The 18,740-nt window shown below is 41.5% G+C and carries 19 protein-coding genes and 3 other annotated features; of the genes, 17 read left to right on the forward strand and 2 right to left on the reverse strand.

Annotation, left to right across the window (positions count from 1 at the left end; translation table 11 throughout):
- Positions 1 to 60 precede the first annotated feature (60 nt).
- From speD to ACOT8F_RS05970, 13 genes are all read left to right on the forward strand, one after another.
- Entirely contained in the window at positions 61 to 441 is a 381-nt protein-coding gene (speD, locus tag ACOT8F_RS05910) for an adenosylmethionine decarboxylase (protein ID WP_421650647.1), read from the forward strand.
- A gap of 180 nt (positions 442 to 621) precedes the next feature.
- Positions 622 to 1,023 (forward strand): cytosolic protein, encoded by a 402-nt coding sequence (locus ACOT8F_RS05915; protein ID WP_421650648.1) that lies wholly within the window; start codon positions 622 to 624, stop codon positions 1,021 to 1,023.
- 47 nt (positions 1,024 to 1,070) lie between these two features.
- Positions 1,071 to 1,529 carry a transcriptional regulator NrdR gene (gene nrdR, locus ACOT8F_RS05920; protein WP_421650649.1) on the forward strand — a complete coding sequence of 153 codons (459 nt, stop codon included), beginning with the start codon at positions 1,071 to 1,073 and terminating at the stop codon, positions 1,527 to 1,529.
- A 110-nt stretch (positions 1,530 to 1,639) separates the two neighbouring features.
- Positions 1,640 to 3,037 (forward strand): replication initiation and membrane attachment family protein, encoded by a 1,398-nt coding sequence (locus ACOT8F_RS05925; RefSeq protein ID WP_421650650.1) that lies wholly within the window; start codon positions 1,640 to 1,642, stop codon positions 3,035 to 3,037.
- A gap of 26 nt (positions 3,038 to 3,063) precedes the next feature.
- Positions 3,064 to 3,996: a primosomal protein DnaI gene (gene dnaI / locus ACOT8F_RS05930; RefSeq protein WP_421650914.1), complete on the forward strand. Its 933-nt coding sequence runs from the start codon at positions 3,064 to 3,066 to the stop codon at positions 3,994 to 3,996.
- A gap of 175 nt (positions 3,997 to 4,171) precedes the next feature.
- Positions 4,172 to 5,023, forward strand: coding sequence for a putative sporulation protein YtxC (ytxC, locus tag ACOT8F_RS05935; RefSeq protein WP_421650651.1), 852 nt, complete (start codon positions 4,172 to 4,174; stop codon positions 5,021 to 5,023).
- 45 nt (positions 5,024 to 5,068) lie between these two features.
- Positions 5,069 to 5,311: a binding site (T-box leader), on the forward strand.
- 206 nt (positions 5,312 to 5,517) lie between these two features.
- Entirely contained in the window at positions 5,518 to 7,449 is a 1,932-nt protein-coding gene (gene thrS / locus ACOT8F_RS05940; protein ID WP_421650652.1) for a threonine--tRNA ligase, read from the forward strand.
- Positions 7,450 to 7,614: 165 nt separating this feature from the next.
- Positions 7,615 to 7,743: a sequence feature (ribosomal protein L20 leader region), on the forward strand.
- Between the two features lie 95 nt (positions 7,744 to 7,838).
- A complete protein-coding gene (gene infC / locus ACOT8F_RS05945) occupies positions 7,839 to 8,360 on the forward strand; it encodes a translation initiation factor IF-3 (RefSeq protein ID WP_421650915.1) in 522 nt (173 codons plus the stop codon).
- Between the two features lie 18 nt (positions 8,361 to 8,378).
- Positions 8,379 to 8,579 (forward strand): 50S ribosomal protein L35, encoded by a 201-nt coding sequence (rpmI, locus tag ACOT8F_RS05950; RefSeq protein ID WP_421650653.1) that lies wholly within the window; start codon positions 8,379 to 8,381, stop codon positions 8,577 to 8,579.
- Between the two features lie 37 nt (positions 8,580 to 8,616).
- Positions 8,617 to 8,976 (forward strand): 50S ribosomal protein L20, encoded by a 360-nt coding sequence (gene rplT, locus ACOT8F_RS05955; RefSeq protein WP_421650654.1) that lies wholly within the window; start codon positions 8,617 to 8,619, stop codon positions 8,974 to 8,976.
- Between the two features lie 113 nt (positions 8,977 to 9,089).
- Entirely contained in the window at positions 9,090 to 9,392 is a 303-nt protein-coding gene (locus ACOT8F_RS05960) for a DUF1294 domain-containing protein (RefSeq protein WP_421650655.1), read from the forward strand.
- A gap of 224 nt (positions 9,393 to 9,616) precedes the next feature.
- A complete protein-coding gene (locus tag ACOT8F_RS05965; protein WP_421650656.1) occupies positions 9,617 to 10,105 on the forward strand; it encodes a dUTP diphosphatase in 489 nt (162 codons plus the stop codon).
- 78 nt (positions 10,106 to 10,183) lie between these two features.
- Complete coding sequence (locus ACOT8F_RS05970; protein WP_421650657.1) at positions 10,184 to 11,269, forward strand: M42 family metallopeptidase; 1,086 nt, start codon at positions 10,184 to 10,186, stop codon at positions 11,267 to 11,269.
- A gap of 604 nt (positions 11,270 to 11,873) precedes the next feature.
- Here the strand turns inward: ACOT8F_RS05970 and sspI are convergent.
- The gene (sspI, locus tag ACOT8F_RS05975) at positions 11,874 to 12,083 is read right to left on the reverse strand and encodes a small acid-soluble spore protein SspI (protein ID WP_421650658.1); all 210 of its coding nucleotides are present in this window, start codon (positions 12,081 to 12,083) and stop codon (positions 11,874 to 11,876) included.
- 113 nt (positions 12,084 to 12,196) lie between these two features.
- On the opposite strand from sspI, the gene ACOT8F_RS05980 reads away from it, so the two are divergent.
- The 3 genes from ACOT8F_RS05980 to pheT all read left to right on the forward strand — a co-directional run bounded on the left by ACOT8F_RS05980 (position 12,197) and on the right by pheT (position 16,802).
- Positions 12,197 to 12,949 carry a TrmH family RNA methyltransferase gene (locus ACOT8F_RS05980; RefSeq protein ID WP_421650659.1) on the forward strand — a complete coding sequence of 251 codons (753 nt, stop codon included), beginning with the start codon at positions 12,197 to 12,199 and terminating at the stop codon, positions 12,947 to 12,949.
- A gap of 69 nt (positions 12,950 to 13,018) precedes the next feature.
- Positions 13,019 to 13,294, forward strand: a binding site (T-box leader).
- Positions 13,295 to 13,339: 45 nt separating this feature from the next.
- Positions 13,340 to 14,374, forward strand: a complete 1,035-nt coding sequence (pheS, locus tag ACOT8F_RS05985) for a phenylalanine--tRNA ligase subunit alpha (protein WP_421650916.1) — start codon at positions 13,340 to 13,342, stop codon at positions 14,372 to 14,374.
- A 13-nt stretch (positions 14,375 to 14,387) separates the two neighbouring features.
- A complete protein-coding gene (gene pheT, locus ACOT8F_RS05990; protein WP_421650660.1) occupies positions 14,388 to 16,802 on the forward strand; it encodes a phenylalanine--tRNA ligase subunit beta in 2,415 nt (804 codons plus the stop codon).
- A 70-nt stretch (positions 16,803 to 16,872) separates the two neighbouring features.
- Here the strand turns inward: pheT and rnhC are convergent, their stop codons facing one another.
- Positions 16,873 to 17,823: a ribonuclease HIII gene (rnhC, locus tag ACOT8F_RS05995; RefSeq protein ID WP_421650661.1), complete on the reverse strand. Its 951-nt coding sequence runs from the start codon at positions 17,821 to 17,823 to the stop codon at positions 16,873 to 16,875.
- Between the two features lie 654 nt (positions 17,824 to 18,477).
- On the opposite strand from rnhC, the gene zapA reads away from it, so the two are divergent.
- The gene (gene zapA / locus ACOT8F_RS06000; RefSeq protein ID WP_421650662.1) at positions 18,478 to 18,735 is read left to right on the forward strand and encodes a cell division protein ZapA; all 258 of its coding nucleotides are present in this window, start codon (positions 18,478 to 18,480) and stop codon (positions 18,733 to 18,735) included.
- The last annotated feature ends 5 nt before the right edge of the window (positions 18,736 to 18,740 follow it).

Here is an 18,740-nt window from a genome sequence, read left to right on the forward strand (position 1 = left end):
ATAACGCCGATATGCGAAGATCTTCATGCTGTCAAATCTTATTAAGGGGGATAAATGAATATGGAAACAATGGGTCGTCACGTAATCTCGGAGCTTTGGGGATGCGATTTTGAAAAATTAAACGATATGGAATATATTGAAAAAACATTTGTCAATGCTGCACTTAAATCTGGAGCTGAAGTCCGCGAGGTTGCTTTTCATAAATTTGCACCTCAGGGAGTAAGCGGAGTTGTTATTATCTCTGAATCTCACCTGACTATTCACAGTTTTCCTGAGCACGGCTACGCAAGTATAGATGTCTACACATGCGGAGATCTTAATCCGAACGTTGCTGCTGATTATATTGCAGAAGCTCTAGGAGCGCAAACAAGAGAAAATATAGAAATTCCGCGTGGCATGGGTCCTGTGCAAGTTAAACAGCCACAAGCCAAAGTACTTTGATAACACGCAGATTATGACAAGTTGATTATGGATTTATTTGAGGTGTGAAGATTCTTTCACACCTCTTTTGATTTTTTCCGAAATTAAGTATTATAATAGTATGATTAATGTAATGTACATAAAGAATGATGGATGCAGACTAACAGACACAGACAGATAACGGCTAAAAGGAGAAACAAAATGAGCTTACTAGGAAAAATTCAGGCTTTTTTCTCTACACATACAGAAACTTCTGAAGAACATTTGGACGGGAACTTAAGAAGCCATTATTATAAAACAACTGTTAAAAAAGCAATGGAAGCTGTTCAGACATTGGCAAAATCAACGAAAGACGGAACGGTTACTTCCGTATCGGAAGAACGCGGCGAGATCAGCGTGACGATCACGAAGCCGAAAAAAGTTCTGATTATTGTGACGATAATTTCCGTTCGGCCATTCGAAACAGCCGTAGATTTTTCTGTAACCACTGAAACCCCATTGCCGACTGACTTCGGCTACAGCAGAAAAGTTATTCAGGATTTTTATCGTAAGCTTGATTCTACTCTTCCTTACATAGGGTCGGGACTTTACCCGCGCTCTTAAACTGCTTCTTGTTCATGCTAAATTTTCTGAAAGGAGCTGATGAGTGAATGAAGTGTCCAGCATGCCACCATAATGGGACAAGAGTATTGGATTCCCGCCCTGTGGATGAAGGAAAGGCAATCCGCCGCCGCAGGGAATGCGAAGAGTGCCAATACCGCTTTACTACATTTGAAAAAGTAGAGGAAATTCCGCTGATTGTTGTCAAAAAAGAAGGAACCAGAGAAGAATTCAGCAGGGAGAAAGTTTTGCGAGGGCTTATCAAAGCCTGCGAAAAAAGACCTGTGCCTCTTAAACAGCTTGAAGATATTGTAGCCGATATTGAAAAAGAGCTTCGCAACAATGGCGTTTCTGAAGTGAAAAGCGAAATGGTTGGAGAAATGGTCATGGACAGGCTTGCCCAGGTCGACGAGGTGGCTTATGTTCGTTTCGCATCTGTGTACAGGCAATTTAAAGATATTAATGTCTTCATTGAGGAACTCAAGGATTTGATTAAAAAAGAACGCTAAAGGGATCTTGGGGATGTTTTACCAAGCTCTTTTTTGCTATTATCCCTGCAGGGCCGGAGAAGGCAGCGGAAATAGCCTGGATAAAAAAGCTTTGAAAGGTAAGGAGCAATATGGACCATCATTGGAAAGAACTCATTCCGCCAGACCGATACATTACAAGAAGCAGCGGGGTGCTGAACGATTTTGACCGAAAAATTATCACTATGCTTTATCAGCCGCTTATTGGTCCGAATAGTCTTGCCTTGTATATGACACTTTGGGGAGAACTGGAACAAAATCGGCTTTGGGGAAAAGAGAGCTCCCATCACAGCTTGATGGCAGCCATGCAGTGCAATCTGAAAGAAATTTACCGCTTGAGAATTAAGCTTGAAGGAATCGGGTTATTAAAAACTTATTTAAAAGAAGAACAGGATTTTAAAGTGTTTATTTATGAACTTCAGGCGCCTTTAAAACCGGATCTGTTTTTTCAGGATGGCATGTTAAATATTTATTTGTATAACAAGCTTGGCAGGAAAAGATACGTAAGCTTGAAAAAATTTTTCTGTGATGAAAGTCTTCCGGAAAATTTGAAAGATATGACTAAATCCTTTAACGACGTTTACCAAACTTTACAGCCGAGTGAATTGACAAGTCAGCTGCCTGAACAGAACGAAGAAGAAAATAGTGAATATATGACTGAAGCACAAGGCAGAAGAACACTTCTCGACGATTCTGTTTTCGATTTTGACCTTCTTTTTGCTGGATTATCTGAAGCCATTATTCCGAAAAAAGCCATTAATGATTCCGTAAAAGAAACCATTAAAAAGCTGTCCTATATTTACGGAATGGATGCCATTCAAATGAAGAATATATTAATGAATGCCATCCTGCCCGATGAGACGATAGACGAAGAAGAACTCCGCAAGTCGGCAAGGGATTGGTATAAATTTGAGCACGGCGAGCAGACGCCAAGGCTGTCTGAAAAAATTCAGCCTTTGCCGTATAGAACGGTGCAAAAAAAAGAAACCTTAACGAAGGAAGAAGAGCTTGCGTTTCAGCTGGAAAACATTTCTCCTTATCAATTTTTGAGAGACATTGCTGAAGGCGGAGAACCTCCGCTATCGGATCTGCAGATTATTGAAGATGTGATGTTTCAGCAAAAGCTGTACCCAGGCGTCGTCAATGTGTTAATTTACTATGTAATGCTTAAGACAGATATGAAGCTTTCAAAAGGATATGTTCAGAAAATAGCTGGCCATTGGGCGAGAAAAAATATTAAAACGGTTGATGAAGCAATGGAATTGGCCAAAAAAGAGCAGCAGCAATATATGGAATGGGCCGAAGCTAAAAATAAGCCCGCACAAAGAAGAAAATCAGTCCGTAAAGAAATGTTGCCTGACTGGCTTAAGACAGAAGAGGGTAAAGAACAGGAAAGCAGCACAGAAACAAATGCAAAGGACGATTTTGAACTGGAAAGACAAAAGCTTGCTGAACGGATAAAAAAATATAAAAATAAGAACAGCCAATAGATAGCTTAGAAGGCAGGTGAAAGATGATGGAACAAATAGGCCAGGCAATGAAAAACGTGACTGGTAGAGAAGACTTCCAGACAAGGCTGCAGGGTTTAAAAAAGGAAGTGACCAGCCATCCTGATGTCAAGCCGTTCCTTGAGCTCCATAAAGATGAGCTGAATGATGACATTATAGATAGAAGTCTGATCAAGCTTTACGAGTATATAGGGCAAAGTAAAAATTGTTCTGACTGTCCAAGTCTTGGAGAATGCAAAAATTTGGTTCAGGGCTATCACCCTCATTTAGTGCTGCAGGGGAAAACGATTGATCTTCAATACGATAAATGTCCATCGAAAGAAGTGTATGATGAGCGCAGGAAGCATGAATCTCTCATCAAAAGCATGTATATTCCAAAAGAAATACTGGCGGCACATCTTGATAATATTGATCTTGATGAACCATCAAGGCTCAAAGTTGTTTCAATGTCCCAGGATTTTGTAGAGACATATGTTTCCGGTAAGCCTGCAAAAGGGATGTATATTCACGGACCTTTTGGCGTTGGCAAAACGTATATCCTTGGAGCCATTGCAAATGAACTGGCAGAGAACCGTATTTCCTCCATGCTTCTTTATATTCCTGAATTTATGAGGGAATTAAAAAACTCGTTCAGTGACAATTCCATGGAGAGCAAAATGGAGGCTGTCAAAACCATCCCTGTTTTGATGCTGGATGATATTGGAGCGGAATCCATGTCAAGCTGGATGAGGGACGATATACTTGGAACGATCCTTCAATACAGAATGCTTGAAAATTTGCCGACCTTTTTCACATCGAACTTTGATTTGAATCAGCTGAATCATCATTTGTCCTATACGCAAAGGGGAGAGGAAGAGCCAGTGAAAGCGGCAAGAATTATGGAGCGGATCAAGCATTTATCTGTCCCTGTGCAGCTTGCCGGAAAAAACAGAAGAGAATAAACCTTCGAACAGGCTTTTACAGGCCTGTTTTCTTTTTGCCTGTTTTCAACTAGGGAACAATAGCCTTGTGTAAAAAGGCGCTTTTTTTCCGAAGCAATAATGTTTTTCGGAGTCTAAAAAAGAATATCTCCCCATATATATAAAATCAGATGTTTTGTATTAAGGGGGGACAAACATGCTTGAAATCAGTTTTAATTCTTATGATGATGCCCAGTCTTTTTTCAGCAGGCTGGAGCACCTGCCTGCAAGCAGCGGAAAATTCATTCACCTAGTACCGCCAAATCAGGTTCATATAGATTCAAGTGATCTGCAAACCTTCATTGATTCCTTTGTTATCCCTGCTATTATTCAGTTTATTATTGAGCAGAAGGAGAATTTGCTGATTCTTTCAGTAGTGGAAAACCAATTTTTCTTTACAGACAAAGATGAGCAGCAGCAAATTTTACATATAGCCCAATCTATAATGGACGGGGAGAGATCGGATATCCCGAATATCCAGAAGTTCATTGATCGTACAGAATGTATTCAGTCTGCCTTAGAAAATTTATTAAAGCCTAATCTTGCTTTTTCTTTTGAATCCTTCTTAACGTTTCGGCTTCATGAATACAGAAAACGATTGAACCATTATGCAGAAGTAGCGATAGAGGAATATAAACTGGAGCAGGAGTATCAGAATTTTATTCAATTTTTGCGGGATTACGTCCTGTCAAAGTCACCGCAGTTTGAAAAAATTCATATCATTTATAAAAAACGGTTTATCATCTGTGATGAACACCTTCAGGAAATGCCTGAGCAGGATCTGCGGAAATATGTTGACCGTTCTCTTTTATACCATCATCCTATGTATATTGATTCGGCTCTTCTTGCACCTCTCGTTTGCATGGCGCCGAATGCCGTACTGATTTACACAGATGACCCGGAGCATGGAATGGTGCAGACGATACAGAATATTTTTCAGGAAAAGGTGAAAATATATCCAATAAGAACAATGCAGCCCTTGCAGGGGGATTCTTCCATGCTGTCTTGATTTTTATTTCAAAACCATCTATAATACGAGGTAATTGAACGATAATGAAAAGTTGCGATAAGGACACGAGGATGCTGAACGGTTTTCAGAGAGAAAGGGCAAGGCTGCAACCCTTTTAACAAAGAAAGCATACTTACCGCCTTTGAACTTCGGCTGTGAACGGCAATGCTTCAGTAATGGCCGACGGGAAATCCCGTTACAGATATCTTAAGCTTTATTGCAGGCTTTTTTTGCAGTAAAGGAATAAGGGTGGAACCACGACTAATGTTAATTAAACTCGTCCCTTCTCTTCGGAGGGGCGGGTTTTTTATTTTTGGCTGTTTTCCTATCATTTGCTGCTATTCGGATTGCTTTTATCACGCATATTGATTTGCTCGGGACATCTTTTCTTAAAGCTCCTGCCAAATCAAGTGCCGTGTAAAAGAAATTTGGAGAGAGAAGCAACCAAGTTTAAGAAAAGAGCCTAATTTTTTCATTACAAAGGAGTGAACAGGATGTCTGAATTAGTAAAAATCAGTTTTCCAGACGGAGCAGTTAAGGAGTTTACAAAAGGCACAACAACAGAAGATATAGCGGCATCCATCAGCCCTGGTCTTAAGAAAAAATCTCTAGCAGGAAAATTCAATGGCAAATTGATTGATTTAAGATCTCCAATTCAGGAAGACGGCTCAATTGAAATCGTTACTCAGGATTCAGAGGAAGCGCTGGAGATTCTTAGACATAGTACAGCCCATTTGATGGCGCAGGCCATTAAAAGACTTTATTCTGACGTAAAACTTGGAGTAGGTCCTGTTATTGAAAATGGCTTTTATTATGATATTGATATGGAGCAATCGATCTCATCAGAAGATCTTCCGGCCATTGAAAAAGAAATGCAGAAAATCGTCAATGAAAATCTTGAAATTATCCGTAAAGAAGTAAGCAGGGTAGAGGCAAAACGCAGATTTGCAGAGATTGGCGACCACTTGAAGGATGAACTGCTTGAAGCGATTCCGGAAAATGAAGCAGTATCGATTTATGAGCAAGGTGAATTTTTTGATTTATGCCGCGGCATCCATGTGCCTTCTACAGGTAAAATAAAAGAATTTAAATTGCTCAGTGTTGCAGGTGCTTACTGGCGCGGCGACAGCAACAAAAAAATGCTGCAGCGGATTTACGGTACAGCTTTCTTCAAAAAGGCTGATTTGGATGAGCATTTGCGTCTTTTGGAAGAAGCAAAGGAACGTGATCACAGAAAGCTCGGCAAAGAGCTGAGCCTTTTCACAACTTCTCAAAAAGTAGGTCAGGGATTGCCATTATGGCTTCCAAAAGGAGCTACAATCAGACGTATTATTGAACGCTATATCGTTGATAAAGAAGACCGTTTAGGCTACAGCCATGTTTATACTCCGGTACTTGGCAGTGTTGAACTTTACAAAACTTCCGGTCACTGGGATCACTATCAGGATGATATGTTCCCGGCAATGAGCATGGATAACGAAGACCTAGTATTGCGTCCGATGAACTGTCCTCACCATATGATGGTATACAAAAACGATATTCACAGCTACCGTGAGCTGCCAATCCGGATAGCTGAGCTTGGCACAATGCACCGCTATGAAATGTCCGGAGCCCTTTCCGGCCTTCAGCGTGTTCGCGGCATGACTTTGAATGATGCTCATATTTTTGTCCGCCCGGATCAAATTAAAGATGAATTCATCCGTGTTGTCCGGCTTGTAGAGGAAGTATACAAGGATTTCGGCCTTGAAAACTACTCCTTCCGTTTGTCTTACCGTGATCCGGAAGATAAAGAAAAATATTTTGATGATGATGCTATGTGGGAAAAGGCACAAAGCATGGTAAAAGAAGCAATGGATGAACTTGGGGTAGAGTATTTTGAAGCAGAAGGCGAAGCTGCGTTCTACGGTCCTAAGCTTGATGTTCAAGTTCGCACTGCCCTTGGAAAAGACGAGACACTTTCTACTGTTCAGCTTGATTTCCTTCTCCCTGAAAGATTCGATCTTACTTACGTAGGGGAAGACGGCAAACAGCATCGTCCCGTCGTTATTCACCGCGGAGTCGTTTCCACTATGGAACGGTTCGTTGCATTCCTTATCGAGGAATATAAAGGTGCATTCCCGACTTGGCTTGCCCCTGTTCAAGTACAGGTTATCCCGGTTTCACCGGCAGTTCATCTTGATTATGCAAAAAAAGTGCAAGAGCGTCTCCAGCTTGAAGGAATTCGCGTTGAACTGGATGCAAGAGATGAGAAGCTCGGCTATAAAATCAGGGAGTCCCAAATGCACAAGGTTCCTTACATGCTTGTTGTAGGGGATCAGGAGGTTTCAGATACAGCTGTTAACGTGCGTAAGTATGGAGAGCAGAAATCGGAAACCGTTTCTCTTGAAGATTTTGCAGGTATGATCAAGCAGGAAGCAGCCAGATAATTTCTTTTTTTCAACTGGCAGACAGTAAATTAAAGTAAATTAAAAAAAGGCTATTGCCTGCTTAAACTGAATTTGATATAATCCTTTCTAGATGTTCTTGGAATGAATGATTGACACGTCTTATTTATTCGTGTTATGATGTCCTAGGTAATTGAATAGCTGTTTGATAGAAAGCAGAAGCACCCGCTTCTCACCTGGCTGACGCTGTAAGCAGTTGGCAGGTATACGAGATCGAAATTTTTTAATGAGAATTCGTAGTGTGGGTGTAGTATGCACCCACACTTTTTATTTTGTAGCCTGTTTGAACTTATACAACGTTTGCGTCAGAAGTGTCCCGTGATTCTGGCTGACGCCAGACGCTATTCATGAAAAATTCTTGGAGGTGGCTCATTATTAGCAAAGACATGTTGGTAAACGAGGGCATTCGCGCTCGTGAGGTGCGTCTAATCGGTCCGAATGGTGATCAGCTTGGAATTAAATCCCGTGTGGAAGCACTTGAGATTGCGACCCGTTCTAATCTTGATTTAGTTATGGTTGCTCCAAATGCAAAACCGCCTGTATGCAGAATTATGGATTTCGGTAAATTCCGTTTTGAGCAGCAAAAGAAAGATAAAGAAGCTCGGAAAAACCAAAAAATCATCAGCGTTAAAGAAGTCCGTTTTAGCCCAACAATTGATGAGCATGACTTTAATACCAAACTTCGCAACGCACGCAAATTCCTTGAAAAAGGCGACAAAGTAAAAGCATCTATCCGCTTCAAAGGACGTGCCATTACCCATAAGGAAATTGGTCAGAGGGTATTGGACCGATTCTCTCAAGCTTGTGACGATGTTGCAACAGTCGAGTCTGCGCCCCGTATGGACGGCCGCAGCATGTTCCTGGTCTTAGCACCTAAAATTGAAAAGCAATAGAACGAGGAGGAAAACCCTATGCCTAAAATGAAAACACATCGCGGAGCTGCCAAGCGTTTCAAAAAGACTGGATCTGGTAAACTGAAACGTTCTCACGCATACAGAAGCCATTTATTCGCCAACAAATCAACTAAAGCGAAACGCAAATTGCGTAAAGCCTCATTGGTCAGCAAAGGCGACTTCAAACGCATTCGTCATTTATTAGACAACATTAAATAATTCGGATAGATAGTCAACACATTAGGAGGGAATTGACATGCCAAGAGTAAAAGGCGGTACAGTAACACGCAAACGTCGTAAAAAGGTATTAAAATTAGCTAAAGGTTATTTCGGTTCAAAACATACATTATACAAAGTTGCTAATCAGCAAGTAATGAAATCTTTAATGTATGCATTCCGTGACCGTCGCCAGAAAAAACGCGACTTCCGTAAACTTTGGATCACACGTATCAACGCAGCAGCACGTCTTAACGGTCTTTCTTACAGCCGTTTGATGCATGGCTTAAAGCTTGCTGGTATCGAAGTGAACCGCAAAATGCTAGCTGATCTTGCAGTTGCTGACGAAAAAGCATTTTCACAGCTTGCTGACGCAGCAAAAGCTAAGCTTAACGACTAATACAACCATAAAGAGGTCATTCTCCCCGCGGACGAGTGGCCTTTTTCCTTATAAAAATTTTTCGTGGGTCAAAACCGGACTTTGCAGAAATTTCTGTTCGATAAGCAGGTGTTATGATGCAACAGCTGATTGTTTTTTATATTGTTACAGCCAATTTGCTTGGACTCTGGCTAATGGGTTCTGATAAACAAAAAGCACGGAAGAAGCAGTGGCGGATCAGGGAAAAAACGCTATGGACGGTTGCCGTTATCGGAGGAGCCATTGGAATGACAATCGGAATGTTTCTTTTCAGGCACAAAACAAAGCATTTAGCATTCCTGTTTGGCTTTCCGCTTCTTTCTATTTTAGACCTTGCGCTTATTTATTTTTTTAGAGGACACATTCTCGTTACAGATCCTGTTCTTTTTCCAAATTGATGCTCCCCTTATAATAGAGAGGGAGTTTTTTTATTTTACATAAGGCTCTTTTCTTAAACTTTGCTGCTTCTCACTCTATATTTCAGCTCCAGGACCCTTAATTTGGCAGGAACTTTAAGAAAAGATGCCCCGAAGCTAATCTTCATGCGTATTCAGAACTTATACGAATAGCAACAATCTTTGCGAAAACAGCCTTACATAAACCAATAAAGGAGATGAGCCTTATGGATTTTGCAAAACTTTTTGTAATGCAAAAGGAATTGGACAAAAAAATTCAGGAGCAGCATGCACTGCTATCTGAAAATCTCATAGAAAAGAAAATTCTGGCGCTTTATGTTGAAATCGGAGAACTGGCAAATGAAACAAGATGCTTTAAATTTTGGAGCACGAAGCCTGCTTCTGATCGGGAAACAATCCTAGAAGAGTTTGTGGATGGTGTTCATTTCCTCCTTTCCATTGGACTGGAGCTTGGCTGGGAAGGTGAATTGGAGCTTAAGGGAGAGAATGCTTCTGAATCTGCAACTGTACAGTTTCTTGCCGTTTTTGAAAGTGTATCAGATTTTAGAAAAAAACAAAGCAAAGATACCTATTTAGCTGTTTTTAGGGAATATTTATATTTAGGTGAACTTCTTGGTTTTTCAAGCGAAGAAGTGGAAAGAGCATATGTAAAAAAAAATGAGATCAACCATGAGCGCCAAGAGCAAGGATATTGAGTTGTCGCAATTTTTGTACATATAGTTTTTCCTCCAGTATAATAGAAAATGCAGGAATAAATTAGAGGGGGTTTCCAAATGACACAGCTCGACGATACATTGAAGATGCTGAAAGAGTTAACAGATGCCAAAGGGATTTCCGGCAACGAAAGAGAACCGAGAGAAGTAATGAAGAAATACATATCGCCTCATGCTGATGAGGTAATAACAGATGGGCTTGGCAGCTTGATCGCGAAGAAAACTGGCGATGCAAACGGTCCTAAAATTATGATTGCAGGCCATTTAGACGAAGTAGGCTTTATGGTAACTAATATAGATGATAAAGGCTTTATCCGCTTTCAAACAGTTGGAGGCTGGTGGCCGCAAGTAATGCTTGCTCAAAGAGTTACCATCGTAACAAGCAAAGGCGATGTAACAGGTATTATCGGCTCCAAGCCGCCGCATATCCTTCCTGCTGATGTGCGTAAAAAGTCTGTTGAGATCAAGGACATGTTTATTGATGCAGGTGCTTCAAGCCGTGAAGAAGCAACCGAATTCGGCGTGCGACCAGGGGACCAAGTCGTTCCTTACTTTGAATTTTCCGTTATGAAAAATGAGAAAATGCTGCTTGCGAAAGCATGGGATAACCGGATTGGGTGCGCCATCGCAATCGATGTTCTGAAACAGCTTGATGGAACAAACCACCCGAATATCGTATATGGTGTTGGGACAGCTCAGGAAGAAGTCGGTTTAAGAGGAGCACGTACATCTGCTCAGCTCATTAAGCCAGACATCGCATTTGCGGTAGATGTAGGCGTTGCAGGAGACACTCCAGGAATTACTGAAAGAGAAGCGCTCGGCAAAATGGGTGATGGCCCGCAAATCATTCTTTATGATGCTTCGATGGTTTCGCATAAGGGCCTGCGTGATTTTGTAACAGATACGGCTGACGAACATGGCATTCCGTATCAGTTTGATGCACTTGCAGGCGGTGGTACAGACTCTGGTGCCATTCACCTGACAGCAAATGGGGTTCCAGCCCTTTCTATTACGATTGCGACAAGATATATTCATTCTCATGCTGCCATGCTCCATAGGGATGACTATGAAAATGCAGTTAAGCTGATTGCTGAAGTCATTAAAAAATTGGATCGTGAGACGGTTTCGAAAATCACATTTGACTGATCCTTTAATTAAAACTGCCGGAAAAGCTCCGGCAGTTTTATTCATCGTTTAGTAAACTATAAAATCTGTGTGGAAATTTGTACTGGGAAAGGGGATGAGTTTCAGGAGGAGGTGTGCTTAAGGAGGCAAGCGAGCATAATGGGAAAAAGCTGTGCATATTGAGAGTAACCTGAATATAAACGAGTGAAGCTGAGCATAATGCAAATTTGTTGTGCATAACCTCTGGAAAGCCGTGCATAAACTCCGAAAAGCCGTGCATAAACTTCGAACACCGTGCATAAACCACTCAGCACTGCCCAAAAGTCAGTGAAGAATAGCTTTTAAACTAAAAAAAACTCTAATTTTTATTCAAAATCAAAAGAAAGTGAATGAAAATCCTCTATATACCCCCAAATTACTTCAACATAATAAAGAGGATATTTAGGTCATTCAATGCAGCACTCCCTTTCAGCTGAATAGTCATCCGAATGATCGCGCGATTTATCCCAACCGTCAAATAATCTATCCAATCTCCTTTGGGAATTCACAATCGCAGAAAAATAAACGAAATCTTTTTTTTCAAGATGAAAAAAACCCTGATAATACTCAGGGTTTTTGGCATTACTTATTGTTTTAAGCTTTGTTCCAATGTTTCAAGCATTTCCTTCTTATCATTTTCTTCTGAATGCTGCCAAAGGACTTCAAAAAGAACACCCAGTCCAGGAAGCATTTTTTCTTCACCGCTTTGAATAGCATCCACAATCGTATGCTCAAGCTGATCTTGAGAGTTCCCAGTTACATTATGAATAACCGCATTCCGCAAGTTTAAATCCATTAGAAGACACTCCTTTCCTTTTTACTCCTACCTTATCATTTACAGGATTCTGTTTTATTATGTGCAGTGACTGAGATATAATGAGTTCAGCATTAAAAAGGAGATAGAAAAACGTGAAACGGATTGATTCAGCAAAAAACCCAAAAGTGAAACAATGGAAAAAACTTCATACAAGAAAAGAACGAGAAGCAACGAAGTCCTTTCTGGTCGAAGGATATCATTTAGTAGAAGAAGCTCTTAAAGAGAAGGATCAGATTATCGAGCTGATTCTTGGTGAAGAATCCAATGTCCCTTCATCCTGGAACCTTGATGATGTTTCAATCACGATGGTTCCAAGCGAGGTTTTAAAAGCTATCAGTGATACAGAGACCCCGCAGGGAGCAGCAGCTGTCTGCCGGCAGAAGAAAGAGGCAGAACAGAAATCATGGGAGAGAATCCTTTTAATTGATGGCCTGCAGGACCCCGGCAATCTCGGCACCATCATAAGAACAGCTGATGCAGCTGGGCTTGATGGCATTGTACTTGGCGAAGGAACAGTTGATTTGTATAATTCAAAGGTCATCCGTTCAAGCCAAGGATCCATTTTTCATATTCCTGTTGTAAAAGGAAGCCTTGGAGAATGGCTGAACGAGCTGAATGAAAAAGAAATAACGGTGTACGGCACTTCCCTGCAGAATGGATCAGATTATAGAACAGCAGATCAAGGAGATCCCTTCGCGCTTTTAATTGGAAATGAAGGCAGCGGCGTCAGGGAAGAGTGGCTGCAAATGACGAAACGGAATCTTTATATACCAATTCGAGGCAAAGCAGAATCGTTAAATGCGGGGATTGCTGCTGGAATATTGATGTACCATCTTCGCGGGTAGTATTGCATCCCAAGCGAACATTCATTATAATTAAATGCATTAAGTCTCTTTCGTAATCAATGATTATACATAAAAACGATGACAGAGAAAAGTAAATTCCCGTATATGCTATCCAGGGAGAAGCTGTCTTAGACTGAAAGCAGCTTCATGGCTACAAGGAATTGAGTTCACCTCTCGAGTTGGCGCTTGGACCAGACCATAAGGTTTGTAAAGGCGGCCCGGCTGCTTGCCGTTAAAAGTTTTGAGTGAACATCGGACTGAAGTGTATTAATGCCTTCTAGGGAAAATACAAATACAGCCGTTTGTTAACAAGGGTGGTACCGCGAATTATACCTCGTCCCTTTTTTGGGGCGGGGTTTTTATTTTGTTTTCAAACAAGGAGGAGTAATGATGCAAGAGCAATTAAAAGAACTTCAGCAGGAAGCTCTGCAAAAGATCGCAAATGCAGAGGACCTGAAGAGCCTGAATGAAGTCAGGGTGGCCTACCTTGGTAAAAAAGGGCCAATAACAGAAGCCTTAAGAGGAATGGGAAAGCTTTCAGCAGAAGAACGCCCTAAAATGGGTGCGCTCGCCAATGAAGTACGCGAAGCGATCGCTTCAGAAATTTCTCTGAAACAAAAGAAATTTGAAGAGGCAGAAACGGAAAAGAAATTGGCAGCTGAAACGATTGATGTGACATTGCCTGGAAGACCAGTTCGCTCAGGAAGCCATCATCCGATCACAGCTGTTATTGAAGAAATCGAAGACCTGTTTTTAAGTATGGGTTATTCCATTGAAGAAGGGCCTGAAGTTGAAAGCGACTACTATAACTTTGAAGCGCTGAACTTGCCAAAAGGCCACCCAGCACGAGATATGCAGGATTCCTTCTATATTACAGAAGACATTCTCCTTCGAACACATACATCTCCAGTTCAGGCAAGAACAATGGAGAAGTACAAAGGCAAAGGCCCTGTGAAAATTATTTGTCCCGGAAAGGTTTACAGACGGGATGACGACGATGCAACCCATTCACATCAATTTACTCAAATTGAAGGCTTGGTTGTGGATGAGAACATCAGCATGAGCGACCTGAAGGGGACACTTGAGGTTTTTGCAAAAAAAATGTTTGGTGAAGAGCGGGAAATCAGGCTTCGCCCAAGCTTTTTCCCCTTCACAGAACCTTCCGTTGAAGTGGACGTCTCCTGTTTCTCCTGCGGCGGCAAAGGCTGCAATGTTTGCAAGAAAACTGGCTGGATTGAAATATTGGGTGCCGGCATGATCCACCCGAATGTACTTTCGATGGCCGGTTTTGACTCGAAAAAATACCAGGGTTTTGCATTTGGTATGGGACCTGAACGGGTAGCGATGCTGAAATACGGAATAGATGATATTCGTCATTTTTATACAAATGATATCCGATTCTTAAATCAATTCAAACGAGCGTAACGGAGGGAAAGCGATGTTAGTATCATATAAATGGCTCAATGAATATGTAAACCTTGAAGGATTTACAGCTTATGTACTGGCTGAAAAAATCACACGCAGCGGGATAGAAGTTGAAACCGTTGAAGTGCTGAATGAAGGAATAAGCGGCGTTGTAGTCGGTCACGTGCTGGAAAGAGAAAAGCATCCAGAAGCTGACAAACTGAATAAATGCCTTGTAGATGTCGGAGAAGACGAACCTGTACAAATTATATGCGGTGCACCGAATGTGGAAAAGGGTCAAAAAGTGGCTGTAGCCAAAACAGGAGCTGTTCTACCGGGCAATTTTAAGATTAAGCGTGCAAAGCTTCGCGGTGAAGAATCGAACGGTATGATCTGTTCCCTGCAGGAGCTTGGAATGGAAGGAAAGCTTGTTCCAAAAGAGTATGCAGAAGGAATTTTCGTTTTTCCGAGCGATGCAGCTGTTGGCGAAGATGCCCTCACGCAGCTGAACCTGGATGACCATGTGCTTGAGCTTGGTTTAACGCCGAATCGTTCTGATTGTTTAAGCATGCTAGGTGTCGCTCACGAAGTAGCAGCCATTTTAAGCAGGGGAGTAAAATATCCTGAGGTTTCAGTGGAAACTGCTTCTGAAAAAGCATCAGATGCGATTTCTCTTAAGATTGAGGATAAAGAAGCAAATCCTCACTACTTGGCGAAAGTGATCAAAAATGTAACGATCGCTCCTTCTCCATTATGGATGCAGACAAGATTAATGGCAGCCGGAATCCGTCCTCACAACAATGTAGTGGATATTACTAACTTTGTATTGCTTGAATATGGCCAGCCGCTTCATGCATTTGATTACGACAGGCTAGGCTCTAAAGAAATCGTCGTCAGAAAAGCGAAGCAAGGTGAAAAAATTGTCACGCTTGACGACCAGGAAAGAGAGCTGAAAAGTGACCATCTTGTCATCACCAACGGCATTGAACCGGTCGCTATTGCGGGTGTTATGGGCGGAGCAAACTCTGAAGTGCAGGCAGATACGAAAAACATTCTGCTTGAATCTGCTTATTTTGATGGCCAGACAGTACGGAAAGCCTCAAAGGATCACGGGCTTAGAAGTGAAGCGAGTGCAAGGTTTGAAAAAGGAGTGGATCCGAACCGGGTGGTTCCGGCTGCCGAGAGGGCTGCTCAATTAATGGCTTTATATGCAGGCGGGGAAGTACTGAACGGAGCTGCTGAAGAAAAATCATTTGAACCGTCTCCTGCAGTGATTCAAATTGCAGCAGAAAAAATCAGTTCTGTTCTGGGTATGGAAATTTCTACAGATGACATTTCCTCTATTTTTGACCGTCTTGGATTTGAATCTAAACAGGATGGAAGCTCGTTTACTGTAACGGTTCCGACAAGAAGAGGCGACATAACGATTGAAGAAGATTTGGTAGAAGAGGTTGCCCGTCTTTATGGATATGATAATATCCCGTCCACATTGCCTGTGACAAAAACGACTCCTGGGACCTTGACGGAGTATCAGGTGAAGCGCCGAAAGGTCCGGAGATTTCTTGAAGGAGCTGGTCTCAGCCAGGCCATCACTTATTCCTTAACAAGCAGAGAGAAAGCATCTCAGTTTGCAATGGAAAACTCAGAGTTAACACCGCTCGCTTTGCCGATGAGTGAAGACAGAAGCGTCCTTCGTTTAAGCTTGCTTCCTCATTTAATCGAAGTGCTGAGACACAACCTTGCCCGTCAGAATGATCAGGTTGCTGTTTATGAAATTGGTTCTGTCTATTTATCCGGAGGAAAAGAAAATCAGCCAAATGAAAAAGAACACCTCGCAGCCGCTATTACAGGGTTATGGCATTTCCACCAGTGGCAAGGAGAGAAAAAGGCTGCTGATTTCTTTGTACTTAAGGGCATTCTTGATGGCCTATTTGAAAAGCTTGGCCTAAACAGCCAAATAGAATATGTTCAATCAAAGAGAGACGGTCTTCACCCTGGAAGAACAGCAGATGTACTCTTAAACGGACAAATAGCCGGCTTTATCGGTCAGCTGCATCCTTCTGTTCAAAAAGAAAACGACTTGTCTGAAACGTACGTACTTGAACTTGATTTATCAATACTAATGGAAGCTGATGAGGAAAAGGCTGCATATACGACTATTCCGCGTTTCCCTTCTATTACAAGGGATATAGCACTTGTCGTTAATCAAAAGGTTGTTGCAGGTGAGCTGAAGTCCGAAATTACAGCTGCAGGCGGCAAGCTTCTAAAAGATGTTTCTGTTTTTGATGTTTATGAAGGAGACCGTCTTGAAGCTGGTAAGAAATCGATTGCCTTTTCTCTAAAATACCTTGATCCAGAAAGAACATTGACCGATGAAGAGGTAACAAAATCCTTCGATAAAGTGATGAAGGCTGTATCTGAAAAATTCGGGGCAGAGCTTCGCGCATAAGGTGTAATGAATATGAAAAATGAGGAGCTCCTTCTGGAGGAGGCTCCTCATTTTTTGCGTTAAAAACTTACTATCTATTTAACAGAGCTTTTGCCTTTTCAGTATTGGCAAAGTGAAGCTTAACATAGCTTTTTAACGCTTGTACGCCTTCTTTCTTAATAATCCTTGCAGCAGCTTCATCAACCTTGCTCCCGGCTCCTTTTGTCAAAGTAAAACCGGCTTTTTCAGATAGCTTGTCGAATTCCTTTAAGAATGAGTACCTTGCAATAATTGAAGCAGCGGCCACAGCAAGATGAACACCCTCTGCCTTCGTGCTGAAGTATGTATTTTCTTTAGTGAAAATCCTTCCCCTCAGGTGCTTGAAATAAATATCCGGCGCTGCAAACTGGTCAATCAAAATGGCTTCAGGCTTTTCCGGCGCCATTTTTTCCTGTAATTTTGTGATTGCCTGATTATGAAGCAATGCTTTCATTTTTCCCTGCGTCATGCCTGAAGCTTGCATGATGTTATATTTTTCATTATGTAAAATAAGCAGGCTGTAAGGAATCGTTTTAATCAAGTCTTTCGCTATTTTGATAATTTGTGCATCATTCAGGTTTTTGGAATCCTTTACACCGAGTTCTTTCAGCAGCAAGAGATTTTCTCTGCTGGCATATGCAGCAGCAACAGTCATGGGGCCGAAGAAGTCCCCTGTTCCGACCTCGTCAGAGCCAATAACCGACATAGCAGATATATCAGGGGGCGGACTAAAAAGAGAAGACCCCTTCGAATCCTTTTTATTAATGGATTTAGATGAGCTTGTTTTTGGTGCCGCAGGCTCAGCGGGCCATTTGGCTGCTTCCTGTTCTGCTCTTGCTCCCTGAAAGAGTACTTTTCCTGATTTATAGGCTGTAATGGTGCAGCCGTTTGTTTTAGCGGTAAACAAAGCCCCGGCAGGTACCTGGCCTGTGATCGATTCTTTGTAATGCTGTTTCATTTTTTCAAGAAGAGGGGGATTAGCCTTAAGAACTGCGTTTGACAATAGGTATTCTTCCTTTCTATATGGAGCTTTTCTAATAGGTTTTTTTCTTAAGCTTTAAGAAAGGCACTTTTCTTAAACTTTGTTGTTTTTTACTCTTTTAAGTGCTTATAAAACAGAATGCATATGCCAATTTTAAGAAAAGATGTCCCGAAGAAAGGCAAAATGCGTGATAAAAGCATTTACGAATAGCAACAATCTCTGCGAAAACTACCTTAAGAAAAGATGCCTTAGGGTTATTCTATATACGTGAGAAAAGCATCTATGAAATACAATCTCTGAGAAAACAGCCTGTTAAAAAGATGGCTGTGTAAAGCATGGGCTGATTATTTAACACCTGTTGAGTGGAGCGGTAGGCGTGAGACTCCAGCGGGAAGCGGGTATGGTAAGACCTAAGCAGGCGCTAAGCGCCAAGGAGGCTTACCTAAACGCTTACCTAAACGCCCTCGGAAAGCGAACGCCTGAAGCGGATATCAACAGCCATGTTTAATGGAGCCTTAAAAAGAAAAGCCCCTTTACTATACAGGGTGTTACCATCATACATATCATTTTGCAAAAAGTATTTCACCTTTATGACGATTAGGCTTGTGTTCTTTCCATATTGGAAATAATCGTGTTATGATAAAGATTAGGATTCAGAGGAATGGAGGATGTACGTTGTCAAATCGTCCTAAAACCAAAACGACAGTTGATATATATGGACAGCAATACTCGATTATGGGTACAGAAAGTACCAGCCATATTCGTCTTGTAGCTTCTATTGTTGACGATAAAATGAGAGAAATGAGCAAACATAATCCTTCATTGGATGTACATAAGCTTGCTGTATTGACAGCTGTTAATATGGTACATGATTATTTAAAATTAAAAGATGACTACGAAAATTTAGAAAAACAACTTTCTGAAAAGGATTGAAACAA

The sequence above is a fragment of the Chryseobacillus diguaensis genome (assembly GCF_049220665.1).
In the GTDB taxonomy this organism is placed as follows: Bacteria; Bacillota; Bacilli; order Bacillales; family Bacillaceae; genus Metabacillus_B.